13 protein-coding genes are annotated in these 13,272 nt (G+C 63.9%); 8 read left to right on the forward strand and 5 right to left on the reverse strand.

All coding sequences use genetic code 11. The features are described 5' to 3' along the window. The first annotated feature begins 115 nt into the window (after window positions 1-115). From AKN84_RS03730 to AKN84_RS03755, 6 genes are all read left to right on the forward strand, one after another. Window positions 116-1,663 carry a WS/DGAT/MGAT family O-acyltransferase gene (locus AKN84_RS03730; protein ID WP_128970397.1) on the forward strand — a complete coding sequence of 516 codons (1,548 nt, stop codon included), beginning with the start codon at window positions 116-118 and terminating at the stop codon, window positions 1,661-1,663. Window positions 1,664-1,754: 91 nt separating this feature from the next. Further along, a complete protein-coding gene (locus tag AKN84_RS03735) occupies window positions 1,755-3,092 on the forward strand; it encodes an MFS transporter (protein WP_050419423.1) in 1,338 nt (445 codons plus the stop codon). A 103-nt stretch (window positions 3,093-3,195) separates the two neighbouring features. Then, window positions 3,196-3,780, forward strand: coding sequence for an adenylate kinase (locus AKN84_RS03740; protein ID WP_050419424.1), 585 nt, complete (start codon window positions 3,196-3,198; stop codon window positions 3,778-3,780). 11 nt (window positions 3,781-3,791) lie between these two features. After that, complete coding sequence (locus AKN84_RS03745; RefSeq protein ID WP_050419425.1) at window positions 3,792-4,109, forward strand: hypothetical protein; 318 nt, start codon at window positions 3,792-3,794, stop codon at window positions 4,107-4,109. Then, window positions 4,100-4,897 carry an SDR family NAD(P)-dependent oxidoreductase gene (locus tag AKN84_RS03750; protein WP_050419426.1) on the forward strand — a complete coding sequence of 266 codons (798 nt, stop codon included), beginning with the start codon at window positions 4,100-4,102 and terminating at the stop codon, window positions 4,895-4,897. Before AKN84_RS03745 ends, AKN84_RS03750 begins: the two co-directional genes overlap by 10 nt. 68 nt (window positions 4,898-4,965) lie before the next feature. Further along, window positions 4,966-5,742, forward strand: coding sequence for an esterase/lipase family protein (locus AKN84_RS03755; protein WP_050419427.1), 777 nt, complete (start codon window positions 4,966-4,968; stop codon window positions 5,740-5,742). Window positions 5,743-5,767: 25 nt separating this feature from the next. On the opposite strand, the gene AKN84_RS03760 is transcribed toward AKN84_RS03755, so the two are convergent. Both AKN84_RS03760 and AKN84_RS03765 read right to left on the reverse strand, forming a co-directional pair. After that, window positions 5,768-6,688, reverse strand: coding sequence for a LysR family transcriptional regulator (locus AKN84_RS03760; RefSeq protein ID WP_050419428.1), 921 nt, complete (start codon window positions 6,686-6,688; stop codon window positions 5,768-5,770). Between the two features lie 407 nt (window positions 6,689-7,095). Further along, a complete protein-coding gene (locus AKN84_RS03765) occupies window positions 7,096-7,443 on the reverse strand; it encodes a winged helix-turn-helix transcriptional regulator (protein WP_050419429.1) in 348 nt (115 codons plus the stop codon). A 134-nt stretch (window positions 7,444-7,577) separates the two neighbouring features. On the opposite strand from AKN84_RS03765, the gene AKN84_RS03770 reads away from it, so the two are divergent. Further along, window positions 7,578-8,432 carry an SDR family oxidoreductase gene (locus AKN84_RS03770; protein WP_050419430.1) on the forward strand — a complete coding sequence of 285 codons (855 nt, stop codon included), beginning with the start codon at window positions 7,578-7,580 and terminating at the stop codon, window positions 8,430-8,432. Between the two features lie 93 nt (window positions 8,433-8,525). Here the strand turns inward: AKN84_RS03770 and AKN84_RS03775 are convergent, their stop codons facing one another. After that, window positions 8,526-10,052, reverse strand: a complete 1,527-nt coding sequence (locus AKN84_RS03775; RefSeq protein WP_128970398.1) for a hypothetical protein — start codon at window positions 10,050-10,052, stop codon at window positions 8,526-8,528. 339 nt (window positions 10,053-10,391) lie between these two features. Here AKN84_RS03775 and AKN84_RS03780 point away from each other — a divergent pair, with 339 nt between their 5' ends. Continuing rightward, window positions 10,392-11,558 (forward strand): response regulator transcription factor, encoded by a 1,167-nt coding sequence (locus tag AKN84_RS03780; protein ID WP_050419432.1) that lies wholly within the window; start codon window positions 10,392-10,394, stop codon window positions 11,556-11,558. 125 nt (window positions 11,559-11,683) lie between these two features. Here the strand turns inward: AKN84_RS03780 and AKN84_RS03785 are convergent, their stop codons facing one another. Next, a complete protein-coding gene (locus AKN84_RS03785; protein ID WP_128970400.1) occupies window positions 11,684-12,634 on the reverse strand; it encodes a hypothetical protein in 951 nt (316 codons plus the stop codon). A gap of 261 nt (window positions 12,635-12,895) precedes the next feature. After that, window positions 12,896-13,156, reverse strand: a complete 261-nt coding sequence (locus tag AKN84_RS03790; RefSeq protein WP_050419434.1) for a hypothetical protein — start codon at window positions 13,154-13,156, stop codon at window positions 12,896-12,898. Window positions 13,157-13,272 lie beyond the last annotated feature (116 nt).

Consider the following 13,272-nt stretch of genomic DNA (forward strand, 5'->3'; position numbering starts at 1 on the left):
AACCCCGTTCGCCGGCATCGGGCCCTGACAGGAATGCGATGACCGCGGCCCCGCAAGGCTTGGGCACCGGTCGTCAGGTGCGGCGATTGCCGTCACAGCGCCACGGGAGGAAAGCATGGACCAACTCAGCAGCATGGATGCATCGTTCCTGCATCTCGAAACACCGGAAACGCCGATGCATGTCGGCAGCCTGATGATCTTCGATCTTCCCGAGGGCTACCAGGGCGACTACTACGAGGACGTCAAGGAGATGCTCGGCAAGCGGCTGCATCTCTCGGCATTGCTGAACCGCAAGCTGGCGCAGATGCCGTTCCAGCTCGCCGAGCCCGTCTGGATCGAGGATGACGATATCGAACTCGATTACCACGTCCGGACCGTCACGTTGCGGCGTCCGGGCACGATGGCACAGCTCGAGCAACTCGTCGCGCGGTTGCACGCCTCGCTGCTCGACCGCAGCCGTCCGCTGTGGGAGATGTATGTCATCGACGGCCTCGAGAACGGGCAGGTCGCATTCTACACCAAGGCCCATCACAGCGGGGTCGACGGCAAAGCCGGCGTCGAGCTCGCCAAGGTGCTTTATGACGTCACGCCCACGATGCGCGAAGTGCCGCCGCCGCGGCGCAAGCGAGCCGCTACGCAATACCAGCTCGGTGTAACCGAGCTGTTGCAGGCGGCGGCCAACAACGCGGCCCAGCAGTATCGCAAGCTGGCGGAACTGCTTCCGACGGCGGCCAAGGCGCTCGGCACCGCTGCAAGCGTGATGGCCAGTCAGCGGTCGGAGAAGGGGGAACGCTCGCTCAGTCTCGGCTTGGCGCCGAAGACGGTGTTCAACGATTCCATCACCAACCAGCGCTCCTATAGCACCATGACGTTGCCGCTCGCCGACATCAAGGCCCTGGGCAGACGCGTCGGCGGCACAGTCAACACCATCGTCATGGCGATGTGCAGCATCGCGTTGCAACGCTTCCTCACCGAGCGCGGCCTGTTGCCCAAGGAAGCGTTGATCGCGATGGTACCGGTCAGCCTGCGCGCCGAGGGCGACAAGGCGATGAACAACCAGGTCTCGGCGGTGCGCGTTGACCTCGCGACCGACATCGACGATCTGCCGACCCGCTTCAAGGCGATCCATGCCTCGTCCGAGGCGGCCAAGGCGGTTGTGCGCGAGCTCAAGCCGGTGCTCGGTGTCGATGTGCCGATCACGGGGTCGCCGTGGCTGATGACCGGGCTCGCTTCGCTGCTTGGCCGCTCCAATCTTGCAAGCCGCCTGCCGGCGGCGGGCAACGTGCTGATCTCCAACGTGCCGGGACCGGGGCAGCATCTCTACATGGCGGGCGCCCGGATGGTGCACTATTTCCCGGTCTCGATCCCCTATCACGGCAGCGCGTTGAACATCACGGTGCACAGCTATGCCGGCCTGCTCGAGTTCGGCCTGACCGCGTGCAGACGGGTGCTGTCGCAGGACGAGTCCTACGAGATGATCGAGCATCTGCGGGCGGCGCTGCGCGAGATCGAGGCTCTGCCGCAGGTCGAGATCGTCGAGTTGAAGACACCGGGTGTCGATCAATCGAAGGTCAAATCCGCACCGGCAGCTTCGGTAACGGTCATTCAGCCGGATGAGACAGCGCCGGTTGCCGCAAACGACAAGGCGAGCCGAGCCAGCTAGCAAGGGGTTACGCAATCACGTCCCAGGCGGGCGCGGCGCGGCCGGATCGCCGCCGGGTCTCGAAATTGAAGAACATTTGGAGGAAACCGCAATGCACCCGTCCGCTGCGAGCAAGGGATCGCTCTCTCTCCTGGAGAGCCCTGCGCATAAATCGCTGTTCTCGAAAATCGATTGGCGCCTGATACCGCTGTTGCTGATCGCTTATATGATCGCCTATCTCGACCGCATCAATATCGGCTATGCGCAACTGCAGATGAAGCAGACCCTGCCGTTCGACGAGGCGGTGTACGGCCTTGGTGCGGGTATCTTCTTTGTCGGCTATTTCCTGTTCGAGGTGCCCAGCAACCTGCTCCTGGAGAGGATCGGCGCCCGCAAGACGCTCTTGCGGATCATGCTGCTGTGGGGGCTGGCGGCAACAGCCATGATGTTCGTGTCGACGCCGTTCCAGTTCTATCTGGTGCGGTTCCTGCTCGGCGTGTTCGAGGCCGGCTTCTTCCCCGGCGTCATTCTCTATTTCACCTACTGGTATCCCTCGGTGCGACGGGGACAGGTGATCGCGACCTTCATGTCGGCGACAACCATCGTGTCTGTGATCGCCGGTCCGCTATGCGGCTCGATCCTGAAATACTTCGACGGTGCCGGCGGCCTTCATGGCTGGCAGTGGCTGTTCCTGGTGCAGGGACTGCCGGCGCTGATCCTCGGTGTCCTTGTCTATGTCCTGCTTGAGGACAAGCCCGAACAGGCCGCCTGGCTGTCGAAGGATGAGAAAGCCCTGCTCGCGGAGTCCTTCCAGCACGATGAGAAGGATGTCGAGAGCGAGCCCTCGGGGACGTTCGGGCAGATGCTGAAGGACCCCAAGGTCTATGTGCTGTCATTCGTCTATCTGCTGCTGCTCGGCGCGACCTACACGATGGTGTTCTGGCTGCCGACCCTGATCCAGAGCTGGGGCGTCAAGGATCTGTTCCTCGTCGGCGTATATGCCGCGATCCCGAATGCCGCAGGAGTGATTGGCATGATCCTGATCGGCCGTCATTCGGACAAATGGCACGAGCGGCGATGGCATTATGCCGCCTGCGTCGGCATCGCGGCTCTCGGCCTGCTCATCACGACGCTGCTCCAAGGGAATCTGGTCGGATCGATCCTTGCGCTGTCCTTTGCCGTGATCGGAATTGCGTCGGCGACGCCGCTGTTCTTCGCGTTGACCAGCGAATACCTCTCCACCGGCGCCGCCGCCGGCGGGCTTGCGCTGATCAGCAGCCTCGGAAACCTCGGTCCGGCTATCAGTCCCACGATCAACGGCCTGATCGTGCGCAGCACCGGCGACAACATCTACAGCATGTACTTCGTGATGGCGCTCTACGTGCTATCCGGATTGCTGTTGCTGCTGTCGGTGCGGCCTGCGCCGAGTGCGCGATTGGCGATGGCGTGACAAGAGCTCCGGCGAAGCCCGGCCAGCGCGGCGGAGAAGAGTCATCCGCGCTGGAGGCCGTCGCAATGCCGTTGGCGATCAGACTAGTATCGGGATGCAAGCAATGAGGATTGTTCTGCTGGGGCCGCCTGGCGCAGGCAAGGGTACGCAGGCGCGGCGCCTCGTTGAGGAGTACGGCATACCGCATCTCTCCACCGGAGATATGCTGCGCGCCGCAGTCGATGCGGAAACCTGCATCGGACGGAAAGTCAGGGAAACGATGGCGAACGGCGGGCTCGTTCCGGATCAACTCGTCATCGCCGCGGTGATCGAACGCATCTCTCAACCGGACACCGAACGCGGCTTTGTGCTCGACGGCTTCCCACGGACGATCGCTCAGGCGGTCAGCTTCGACGACCTGCTCGATACCGAGGGCCTCACGCTCGACCACGTCGTTGAGCTCAAGGCGGATGAAACGGTGTTGCTGGATCGGATCGAGCGAAGGGCCCGCGAGACGCGCGAGCAGGGCGCCGCGGCGCGCGCCGACGACAATCATGAAACGCTCAAGGCACGCATCGACGCCTACAACGAGCAGACGGCGCCGCTGGTCGACTATTATCGCTCGCGGAACCTGCTCAGGAGCGTCGATGGGCTGCAGCCGGTCGAGGTTGTGGCCTCTGACGTCTTCAGGGCGATCGCTCAAGCTTGATCGGGGATGTGATGCCGGTCACGCGAAGTCTCGACCCGCGATCCGGACCGTCCGGCCACGCCGTCCGGATCGACGTGCTTGAGCCTCTGCGCAAGTCGCTGGGCGAGGTGAAGGAAACGGCCGATCAATTCGAGCAAGCTCAGGCGCTGCTGCGGGCGATCGAACGATTCTCCTGCAAATATGCCGCTGATCGGAGGAGCGCCGGCGCGCCAGTCGATCCGGCGCATCGCGACCACCGCCGCCTGGTGCGCGGCAAGATTCTCGCCCGCGTCCTTCGCCGATCGCGCAGATCTGTCCTGGCAGCGAAAGGAACGACCTTATGTCGATGAGCGCAAATGAAGGTCAATGCGCGCTGGTGACCGGCGCGTCGGGCGGTATCGGCCTCGAGCTCGCGCGCGTGCTCGCGGCTAACCGCTTCAGCCTCGTACTGCTGGCGCGCAGCCGCGACAAACTGCAGGACATTGCCCGCGAGCTCAAGACCGATCATGGCACCAGGGTGACCATTGTCGCCGCCGATCTGAGCGAACCGTTGGCGCCGCAGGCGGTGTTCGATTCGCTGAACGACGCCGGCGTGCGGGTCGACCTCCTGGTGAACAATGCCGGCCTGTTGTTCGAAGGACGCTTCGACGCAATCGGCCTCGAGGACCAGTTGCGGCTGCTGCAGGTCAATATCGTGGCCATGACAGCGTTGACCCGCCTCTTCCTCGCGCCGATGCTCGAGCGCAACAGCGGGCGGATCCTGAACGTCGCCTCGGTCGCGGCGTTCATGCCGGTGCCAAACCTTGCGGTCTATGCCGCATCGAAGGCCTATGTGCTTTCGTTGGGCGAGGCATTGTCCCAGGAATTGAGCGGCAGCAAGATCACACTGACGACGCTGTGCCCCGGGGTGACGGACACCGGAATGGTCCATGGCACAAATCTCGGCAACATGCCGAGCATGATGATCATGGATGCGAAGACCGTCGCGCTGGAAGGCTTTCGGGCGTGCATGGCGGGAAAGCCGGTCCATGTCGCGGGGCTCGCCAACGAACTCGCGGTCCAATGGGTCAAGTATCAGCCGAGTTGGCTGTTGCGGGCGATCGGCGGCGTGTTTGGAAAGGCCGCAACACCGGGCTGAGGGCGGCCTGCCGGCCCGTATCCCCCGGCATGGAGCGCAGTTCTGGCCATCAACAATGGACATTCGTCATGGGACCTGAGGAGCAGACCGTCAAACCACCCTCGCTCGCTTTGCTTGCCGCCGAGGGGCGCGGCTTGCTCGACATTCCAGCGCTTCTTGCGGTCGCGGCCCCGCTTCTGGCGACCGCGCCGCGAGGGCAGTCGCACCCGGTGATGGTCCTGCCGGGATTGGGGGCCGATGACCGGTCGACGCTCGCCATTCGCTCGTTCCTCGAGTTTCTCGGCTACCAGGTCCATGGATGGGGCCGCGGCCGCAATGTGCGTACACCAGATGCGGATCTGTCCGCGGTGGCGGCGCGCGTCGTCGAGCTCGAACAGCAGAGCGGTTCGAAGGTCAGCCTGGTTGGATGGAGCCGCGGCGGCATCATCGCCCGCGAGGTCGCACGGCAGACTCCTGCGTCGGTGCGCACGGTCATCACGCTCGGCAGTCCGTTCGCGGCACCGGGCGCGAGCAATGTCCGCGCGATCTGGCGGCTTCTGACCGGACAAAAATATGAACCGCCGACACTCGCGCGGATCAGCCGCCTGGCGCAACCGATTCCGGTGCCGGCGACATCGATCTACACCCGCACCGACGGCGTGGTGGCGTGGCGCGCCTGTTTGGAGCCGGACGGCGAGGAGCGTGAAAACATCGAGGTGAACACGACGCATATCGGGCTTGGCTTTCACGCACCGGCGCTTTGGGTGATTGCCGATCGCCTCGCCCAACCGCCCGGCACCTGGAAGCCGTTTCGTCCGGCTCCGCAAGTTGCGATCTGGTTCCCCGCAACGACGCGTCGCGACTAGATCCTGTGAGTGCGCGTTTGCCGGTTTATCGCGCGCCGCTTGCCGGTGCGCGCATCTCGCCGACCATCATCCGCAGCAGCTTCATCGCGGCGGGCGGCAACGTGCGTCCCTGCCGCGAGACCACATGGGTGCGGCCGCGATGCAGCAGGGCATTCCTCAACGGCAGCGCCGTCACCTTTGCGGCATCTGCTTCCGTCATTGCAAGGCGCGAGACCAGCGCATAGCCGAGGCCCGCGGTCACGTAATGGGCAAGCGCGTCGAATGAGGCGGTCGTGAACGCGAAATTGAGGCGGACGCCTTCGCTGATCTCGGCGGCCTGGATGTGCTGGCGCAGGCCGTAGTTCGGATGCATCGCGGCTCCCGGATATGGCGCGAGGTCGGCGAGCCTGAGCGGCCGACCGAGCTGGATCAGCGGATGTCCGCGCGGCACCATTGCCTTGATCGGATGCGGCTGCGAATGATGCGAGCATAGCCGATCGTCACGGGGTGGATTGAAAAGGACGCCGATATGGGCGCGTTCGCTCACGACCTGCTGGACAATCTCGTCGGTGCTCCCGATGTCGAGGCTGATCGTGATCTTCGGGTGGGCTTGCATGAAGCGGCACAGGCTGGTCTTGGCCAGCCAGTCGACATAGCCTTCACCCGTCACGACGTCGATGTGACCAGTCTCGACCTTGCGGATGCTGTCCATCTGCGCGAGCAGTGCCTGCCGTTCGCTGTGCTGGCGGTGCAGGTAGGTGGCCAGCAGTTGGCCGGCGTCGGTCGGCGCAACGCCGCGGCCCCGCCTTTCGAGCAGGCGTGCACCATACTCCTGCTCGAGCAAGCTCAGCGCCCGGCTGACCGCCGAGGCATCCATGCCGAGGGCGCCGGCGGCGCCACGCACGGAGCCGCTATTGAGGACCTCCATGAAATAGTGCAATCGGCGCGGCTCGAGTTTGGCGTTCATCGGCACAGCCCTGATCAATGCAAGCAATGCAACGAATATTCAATTGTGCGGCTATTTATGCAAGGACGACGCCGTGGCGGCGCCAAGGATCGGGGCCAGGCATCGGGCCCAGCACGAGATCATGAGGACTGCTGAGCCGAGAACAAGGTCGCGCCCTGCGGTCCCGCTGCCCGCACACTTCCCCTTGCCGACATCTTCCGCAACGGGCTGGCGCGGCAGACCGTCAAGCCTTCGTATGGCTGATGAGCTACATGCTCTGCTACTGCGGCGTCGTCTCCTTTATTCTGATGCTGCTACTGCGGGATATGTATACGCCGGGTGAGCGTCGTTGACCTGCTCATCTCGTCGATGCACGCTTGGGAAAGGAGTTCGCGGCTGCGGTTCGTCGTGGCCCCCGAACGGCATTCCTAGCCAGTAGAATCGCGCAGCAGCAGGCGCGATCCAACCTCGACGATGGACCTGATCGCGGGAAGCAGTTCTTTCCCCAAATCGGTCAGTTCGTATTCCACGGTCGGTGGCGATGTCGGCATCACGTTGCGTGTCAGGACGCCACGTTTTTCGAGATCGCGCAGCCTGCTGGTCATCACCTTCGCCGAGATGAAGGGGTTGTCACGCCGCAGTTCGGAGAACCGGCGCGGCCCTTCGCTTAAGGACCAGAGCACCTCAGGGGTCCAGCAGCCGCCGAGCAGATCCATGCACTTCGACATGGGGCAGCCGGGCAGCGCCCGCACTTTCTTCCGTACCTTGAGAACCATCGCACATCCCTTGGCGGGCAGTTTCCAGCTGGTTACCGAAAAGTGGAGGTAACCGCAAGTTACGTCGTTTCCCGTGGTAAGGGTCGGCGTTATTCAAGGGCCCTTCAATCCCGCCACTACGAATGGACTGAACGATGTACGCAGTAACTGGAGCAACCGGACAATTGGGCCGCCTCGTGATCGAAGCTCTCCTCAAGACCATTCCCGCCGACAGGATTGTCGCGGCGGTTCGCAATCCGGCAAAGGCCAGCGATCTGGCTGAGCGCGGTGTGATCATCCGCGAGGCGGATTATGGCCGACCAGACACGCTGGCGCCGGCACTGGCCGGCGTCGATAAATTGCTGCTGATTTCCTCGACCGAAGTCAGCGGCCGCTTGCCGCGCCATCGAGCTGTGATCGACGCAGCGCGGCGCGCAGGGGTTTTGCTGATCGCCTATACGAGCATGCTGCACGCCGACACGTCTCCGGCGACGCTCGCGATCGAGCATCGGCAGACCGAGCAACTCATCGCAGCATCCGGCCTGCCCGCGGTCATCCTGCGCAACGGCTGGTACACCGAAAACCACCTGCTGGCGCTCCCGGCCGCTCTCGAGCACGGCGCCTTTGTCGGGGCGGCGAAGGACGGCCGCTTCTCATCCGCGGCGCGGATGGATTATGCCGAGGCCGCAGCCGTGGTGTTGGCGAATGATGGGCACGCCGGGACGACGTATGAGCTTGCTGCCGACCGCGCCTTCACTCTTGCCGAGCTTGCCGCGGAGGTCTCGCGGCAGTCGGGCAAGACCGTCGTCTACAACGATCTGTCCGAGGCTGCCTTTCGGGATGTGTTGACCGGCGCCGGGCTGCCGGCCGATCTCGCCGCTGTTCTGGCCGATGCAGACGCTGCAGCATTGCGCGGAGCCTTGTTCGATGACGGGGGCACCCTCGGTCGGCTGATCGGCCGCCCGACCACTCCGATGGACCATCTCGTCGCGGCTGCCCTGCGCGGTTGAAGCCGAGGCACGGGAGCTTGCCGCTCGCAACAGCTGCGCCCATGCCGTTCCGGTCTCCGCAATCGCCAAAGCATCCTGCGACAAGCGTCCAAATCAGTTGGCCGTTGCGCCGGCGGCTTTCAGGTTTGACTGGCTGGGATTGCCGCCGCCCGGTTGGACTTTCACGCCTCCCATCGTGGTGCTGCCCGCGCGCGTGTCCGATCCGCCGCCATCGCCGTAGTCCTTGCGCGCAAGGATCGATCCGGCAACAAGCACGCCGTCATCGCTGACATGGTTGTTGTTGTCGCCGCGGCCGTCCTGGCCATCTCCCTGGCCGGTGCGGCCGGACGCTGCGCCGGGAGCGAGCTGAGTGTTTTGTGTGCTGGCGGACTCCGTGCCGTTGTTATCCGCGCCGCCGCCCTGTCCCTTCCTGCCAAGCGAACTTCCGGCCGCCAGACTGCCGATATCGTGGCTGTTGCTGGAGTCGTCGTTGGGCGTGTTGTTCTTGCCGTCGCCGCCGGTCGTGGTCGTCGTGCTCGAGATGATCGCGCCGGTCTTCGGATCGTTATTGGTCGTCCGGGTCGTCGTCTTGCCGTCCTTGGTGGTGTACACGATCGTCGTCCGATCGGTGCCGGGGCCGGTCACATTCAGGATTGTCATCGTGCCGCCGTTGCCGTCGGATCCTGTCGACCACGAGGCCTTGACCGGCCGTCCCGTGTTGACGATCGGCTCAACGGGCCGGCCGGTATTGACGAAGTTCTGACCCGCAGCGCCTGCACCGGATTCGCCGTACTTGTCCGATTCCCGTTCGCCCGGCGCAAGACCAGCCGAAGTGTTCAGCGAATTGGCGCCGCCTTTGCCGGCGGTGTTCAACAACTGCTGGTCGGCCTGCTCCAGTTCGGAAAGTTTCTTGCTCGCATCGTTCACGCCATGCTGCTCCATCGAGCCCGGCAGGTTCAAATGCCCCGCGCCACCCGTTCCGTCGCCAAAGCCCGGGACCTCGCGTGGGCCTTTCTGCATCGCCGGCGTGCCGGGAAGATTGATATCGGGCCCATTGGGCACCTTGACGCCCGGTACGCTGGGCACATGGCCGTTGTCGGTGTGTCCCAGCGCGATCACCGTCGCGTCGGGGCCGGTCACATCGGGCACTTCGCCGAAACTGCCAGGCTTCGGCAGTCTTCCACGCCCATCCACCGCGCTGATCGTCTTGACCTGATTGCCGAGGGAATCGTTCGGCCTGATGATCGCGGCGGCATCGATCGACGGACGCTGGATGCCGTTGCCGGACGAAGTGACGGTTTGCGGCAATTGCGCGGGACGGACCACTGGCGTCGCAAGCTGGCTATTGCCAAGCGGTGCGATCGCGGCCGGGATGTGCGATGGCTGCAGACGCGCGCCAGCATTGCCGCCTCCGGCCGCTGGACCGCCGATCGACGACGCGGGCGCGAACCTGCTGCTGTCGAAATGGCCCATCGACGGGATCGGCGCTCGCGCAATCGAGGCGGCTGCGGGTGACCCGAAGACACGCGCAGGGCCGCCGCCAAATCCGCCGAAGCCGTGAGCCGAAGCCGGGCCGATGGCCGTGAGCGATCCGACCGCGAAGTAAATGGTGGTTGCAAGCAAGACAGAACGACGAGACATGACAGGCTCCTAATTGACAGGATGTGACCATTCACACCTTGTCCTTCAGTCGTCGTCCCCGCTTCGCGCGTTTCGTGGATTCAGACGCGTTTGCAGGCGTTTACGCCCGGTTCACACGCCATTAATCGCGCCGCAGACAGATTTGACGTGCTTCCGGCCTGCGTTCGCCGAAGCGACGGTCGTCTGCTTCCGGCCTGATCGCCGCGCCGCTCACTTCCGAAAGTTTTTGCTATAGTCGCCAGTGGAGGAGAGCCCGATGATCATGTCGCCTGGACTGCGATGTCCCGAGAGGGGATCCGACCGCCGAAAAATAACCACGTCAGCGAATCCAGCGCGCGCATGGTGAAGTCGGGAATCCTTGTTGTCGCCGACGACGCCTCGTTGCGAGCGACTCTCGCCCGTTGGCTGTCGCGGGCCGGCTATGCCGTTGAACTGGCCGAGAGCCCGCGGCGCGCGAACGAGGTGGCGTCAAAGGCCACCATCAGTTTGGCAATGATTGCGCCGCAGGGATTGGGTACGCCGGGCGCCGAGCTTGTCCACGAGCTCACGGATTTGGTCGAGCACGTCATCATGATCGGCGAGGCGGCCGGCGACAGCACGGCGTCGGGCGAACCGGCGGTTTGCATTTCGATGCCGTTGAGCGAGTTGGACGTGTTGGCCAAGGTCAGATCCGTCTTGCGCCCGGCTGTGGCGGTCAAGGAGGCGGTGTCAGGTCCGCAGATCCTTGGCTTCGAAGGCTACACGCTCGATGCGGCTGCGCGCACCTGCATCGATGCGCAGGGACAGCACGTGACACTGACCCGCGCGGAGTTTTCTCTTTTGCTGGCGTTCGCGCAAAGTCCGGGCCGGGTGCTGTCACGCGACGAGCTCACGCGCGTGGTGACAGGTCGCGGCGCGGAGCCCGAAGACCGCAGCGTCGACGTACTGATCTCGCGCCTGCGGCGCAAGATCGAGCCGGACCCGAAGACGCCGCGCTTCATCGTAACCGTTCCCGGCGAGGGCTACCGGTTCAGCGTCAAGCCACAGGCGGTCACTGCGCAGGATCAGGCGGCAACAGCTCAGGCGATGGATGCCGTCCAGACAGCGGATGCACCGGTCGTAGCACTTGATCAGCACCAGCCGCGTAAACGGCCGATGCTCGCTGCAATTGCCGCCGTCGCCGCAGTCCTGGTCATGGTGGGCGTGGGATGGAAGGAGTGGAGCAACCGTGGCGCCTTGCAAACGGTTGCCGAAGCATCGCCGCCCGGAGCCTCGCCCGAGATACGGCCTCCATCGAAGCCGGCGGGGTCTGCTCCATCCCGGGAAGAGCAGCGCGCCATTGTGTTCAAGCGGATGGTGGCGGCCATGCAGGATAACCAGTTCAACTGGCGCACGGTCGAGCGGTTGGCGATCTTGTCTGGTGTCGACGAGAGCGAGGCGCACGAAATATTGGCGGAGCATCCCAACGAAGTCGTGCTCGGGAAGTCTCAGGAGGGCAAGCTGCTTGCCAAGTTGGTCGCGCGCTGAGGCGTGACGTCCGTGCTCGAGATGCGATCAGCCGGCGGCTTCATTGGCAAGCGGCACGCGGTGCTCGCAAGAAAACGTGGGCAATGCCTTGGAGCGTTGCCCACGTTTTGACTGCCTTTGCTGCTTCACTTGGACTGATCCGCGGTTTTCACAGCGTCATTATTGACGACCGGTGTCCAGGCGAAGGTGCCGAGCCCGCATTGGAGCCAGATCTTCTGGTAGCCGAGATAGTACATGGCGACTTCTTCGATGTTACGCGCTGCCGCCACTTTTCCGTCCGTGGCCAGATCCTGGATCATCTGCCGGAGCTCGGTGACCTTGGCGAGGTCGTCCTTGGACAGTTGAGCAGTCGGCAGCAATTCATCGATCCCTGCCGCCAGCGCCGGAATGGTGCCGCTTGTCCCACAGTTGGAAGCGGCGGACGGAGTGGCGGCAGTCGGCCGCGCCTGTGTCGCGACGCCCGAGTTGGTCGTCGTCGCCACACGCACCGGAACGGCAACGGGGACAGTCACCGGTACTGCAACGGGCACCGGCGGCGCGAGGATCACGACCGTGCCATGGCCGTTGTCCGAATCGTCATCCTTCTGCTTCGGCGTCTTGGGCGGGCACTTGAGCGGGTCGAGCGGGCAGACGTCGTCGACCGGATGCGGCTTCAGCGGCGGAGCTGGCGGCAATTCCGAGACCGGGATTTGCGGCTGCTTCATGGTCGAGCTGCCGACCGGAAGTTTCGAGACCGGGATCTGCGCCGGTCCCAGCGACGTCTTTGGCGGCGTTGTCGGAATTTTTGGCGGCAGGTCGACCACCTTCTGGGGGCCCAGCACATGGCTCGCGTCACGGCCCGCTTGGATGCCGGGGGCTGCCTGAACGGAGGGGAGCTGTGTGGCGATGTGCGAGGTCCCGCCGCCAAAGACCTGCATGGGAAGTGCCGCCGCCGGCGTGGCCGCAGAACCGATCGCGGTGACACTGAGGGCGATTGCCAGAAAACCAGATGTGCGAAACATGACCTTCTCCTGTGGTTCGTCGTGGGTTGAGCATCCAGGGCGCTCGGCCCGTCTGGACGCGATGTGACCATTCACACCTGCACATCTGTAACGTCGCCAAATCTCAGCGTTCGAAGAATTATCAAGCGTTTACAGAAGTTTACAGTGCATTCACGGGTCGTTTACGGGGGCGGTGAGTGCGGCCTCGGAGGGATGCAGGGGACCGAATGCCAGTCTCGTCTTTGAGACACGAATGATTTCGCGGTCTCAGAACGAAAGAGGCCACCTGATGAGGCGGCCCGTTCCGTACCGATAATGTCCTGGTTCTATTCGCGAAGGAGAGACGCTTGCCCGGAGCTAGTCGTTGGGCCAGCAGTATTTTCCTTCGTAACCCAGATGGTATCCCGCCGGACAGGCGCGCGGGCGATTTGGCCAGCAGTATTTGCCTTCGTAGCCGACATGCGTCCCGGGAGGACACGAGATCGCGGCGGCCTCGACCACACCAGATTGAATTGCGATCGAGAAATTGCCGAGCGGCGAGGCCGCAGCAATTCCAGTCGAGATGGCGAGTGCGAAGCAGGTTTGGGCGAGAAGCAACAGGCCTGATTTGCGTGACATGACTTTCTCCAATGGTTGGTCCCGGTTGAACATCCAGCGGCTCGCGGCCTGTCTTGGATGGGATGTGAACATTCACACCATGCCGATCTGTCATGCCGTGACGTTGCGACGTTCGA

Origin of the sequence: Bradyrhizobium tropiciagri (genome assembly GCF_001189845.1) — a bacterium.
Taxonomy (GTDB): Bacteria; Pseudomonadota; Alphaproteobacteria; order Rhizobiales; family Xanthobacteraceae; genus Bradyrhizobium; species Bradyrhizobium tropiciagri.

What these genes read in the sequence shown, in the direction of transcription:
- AKN84_RS03730 (WP_128970397.1), top strand. Translation starts at nt 116, where the DNA reads ATGGACCAACTCAGCAGCATGGATGCATCGTTCCTGCATCTCGAAACA.
- AKN84_RS03735 (WP_050419423.1), top strand. Translation starts at nt 1,755, where the DNA reads ATGCACCCGTCCGCTGCGAGCAAGGGATCGCTCTCTCTCCTGGAGAGC.
- AKN84_RS03740 (WP_050419424.1), top strand. Translation starts at nt 3,196, where the DNA reads ATGAGGATTGTTCTGCTGGGGCCGCCTGGCGCAGGCAAGGGTACGCAG.
- AKN84_RS03745 (WP_050419425.1), top strand. Translation starts at nt 3,792, where the DNA reads ATGCCGGTCACGCGAAGTCTCGACCCGCGATCCGGACCGTCCGGCCAC.
- AKN84_RS03750 (WP_050419426.1), top strand. Translation starts at nt 4,100, where the DNA reads ATGTCGATGAGCGCAAATGAAGGTCAATGCGCGCTGGTGACCGGCGCG.
- AKN84_RS03755 (WP_050419427.1), top strand. Translation starts at nt 4,966, where the DNA reads ATGGGACCTGAGGAGCAGACCGTCAAACCACCCTCGCTCGCTTTGCTT.
- AKN84_RS03760 (WP_050419428.1), bottom strand. Translation starts at nt 6,688, where the DNA reads ATGAACGCCAAACTCGAGCCGCGCCGATTGCACTATTTCATGGAGGTC.
- AKN84_RS03765 (WP_050419429.1), bottom strand. Translation starts at nt 7,443, where the DNA reads ATGGTTCTCAAGGTACGGAAGAAAGTGCGGGCGCTGCCCGGCTGCCCC.
- AKN84_RS03770 (WP_050419430.1), top strand. Translation starts at nt 7,578, where the DNA reads ATGTACGCAGTAACTGGAGCAACCGGACAATTGGGCCGCCTCGTGATC.
- AKN84_RS03775 (WP_128970398.1), bottom strand. Translation starts at nt 10,052, where the DNA reads ATGTCTCGTCGTTCTGTCTTGCTTGCAACCACCATTTACTTCGCGGTC.
- AKN84_RS03780 (WP_050419432.1), top strand. Translation starts at nt 10,392, where the DNA reads ATGGTGAAGTCGGGAATCCTTGTTGTCGCCGACGACGCCTCGTTGCGA.
- AKN84_RS03790 (WP_050419434.1), bottom strand. Translation starts at nt 13,156, where the DNA reads ATGTCACGCAAATCAGGCCTGTTGCTTCTCGCCCAAACCTGCTTCGCA.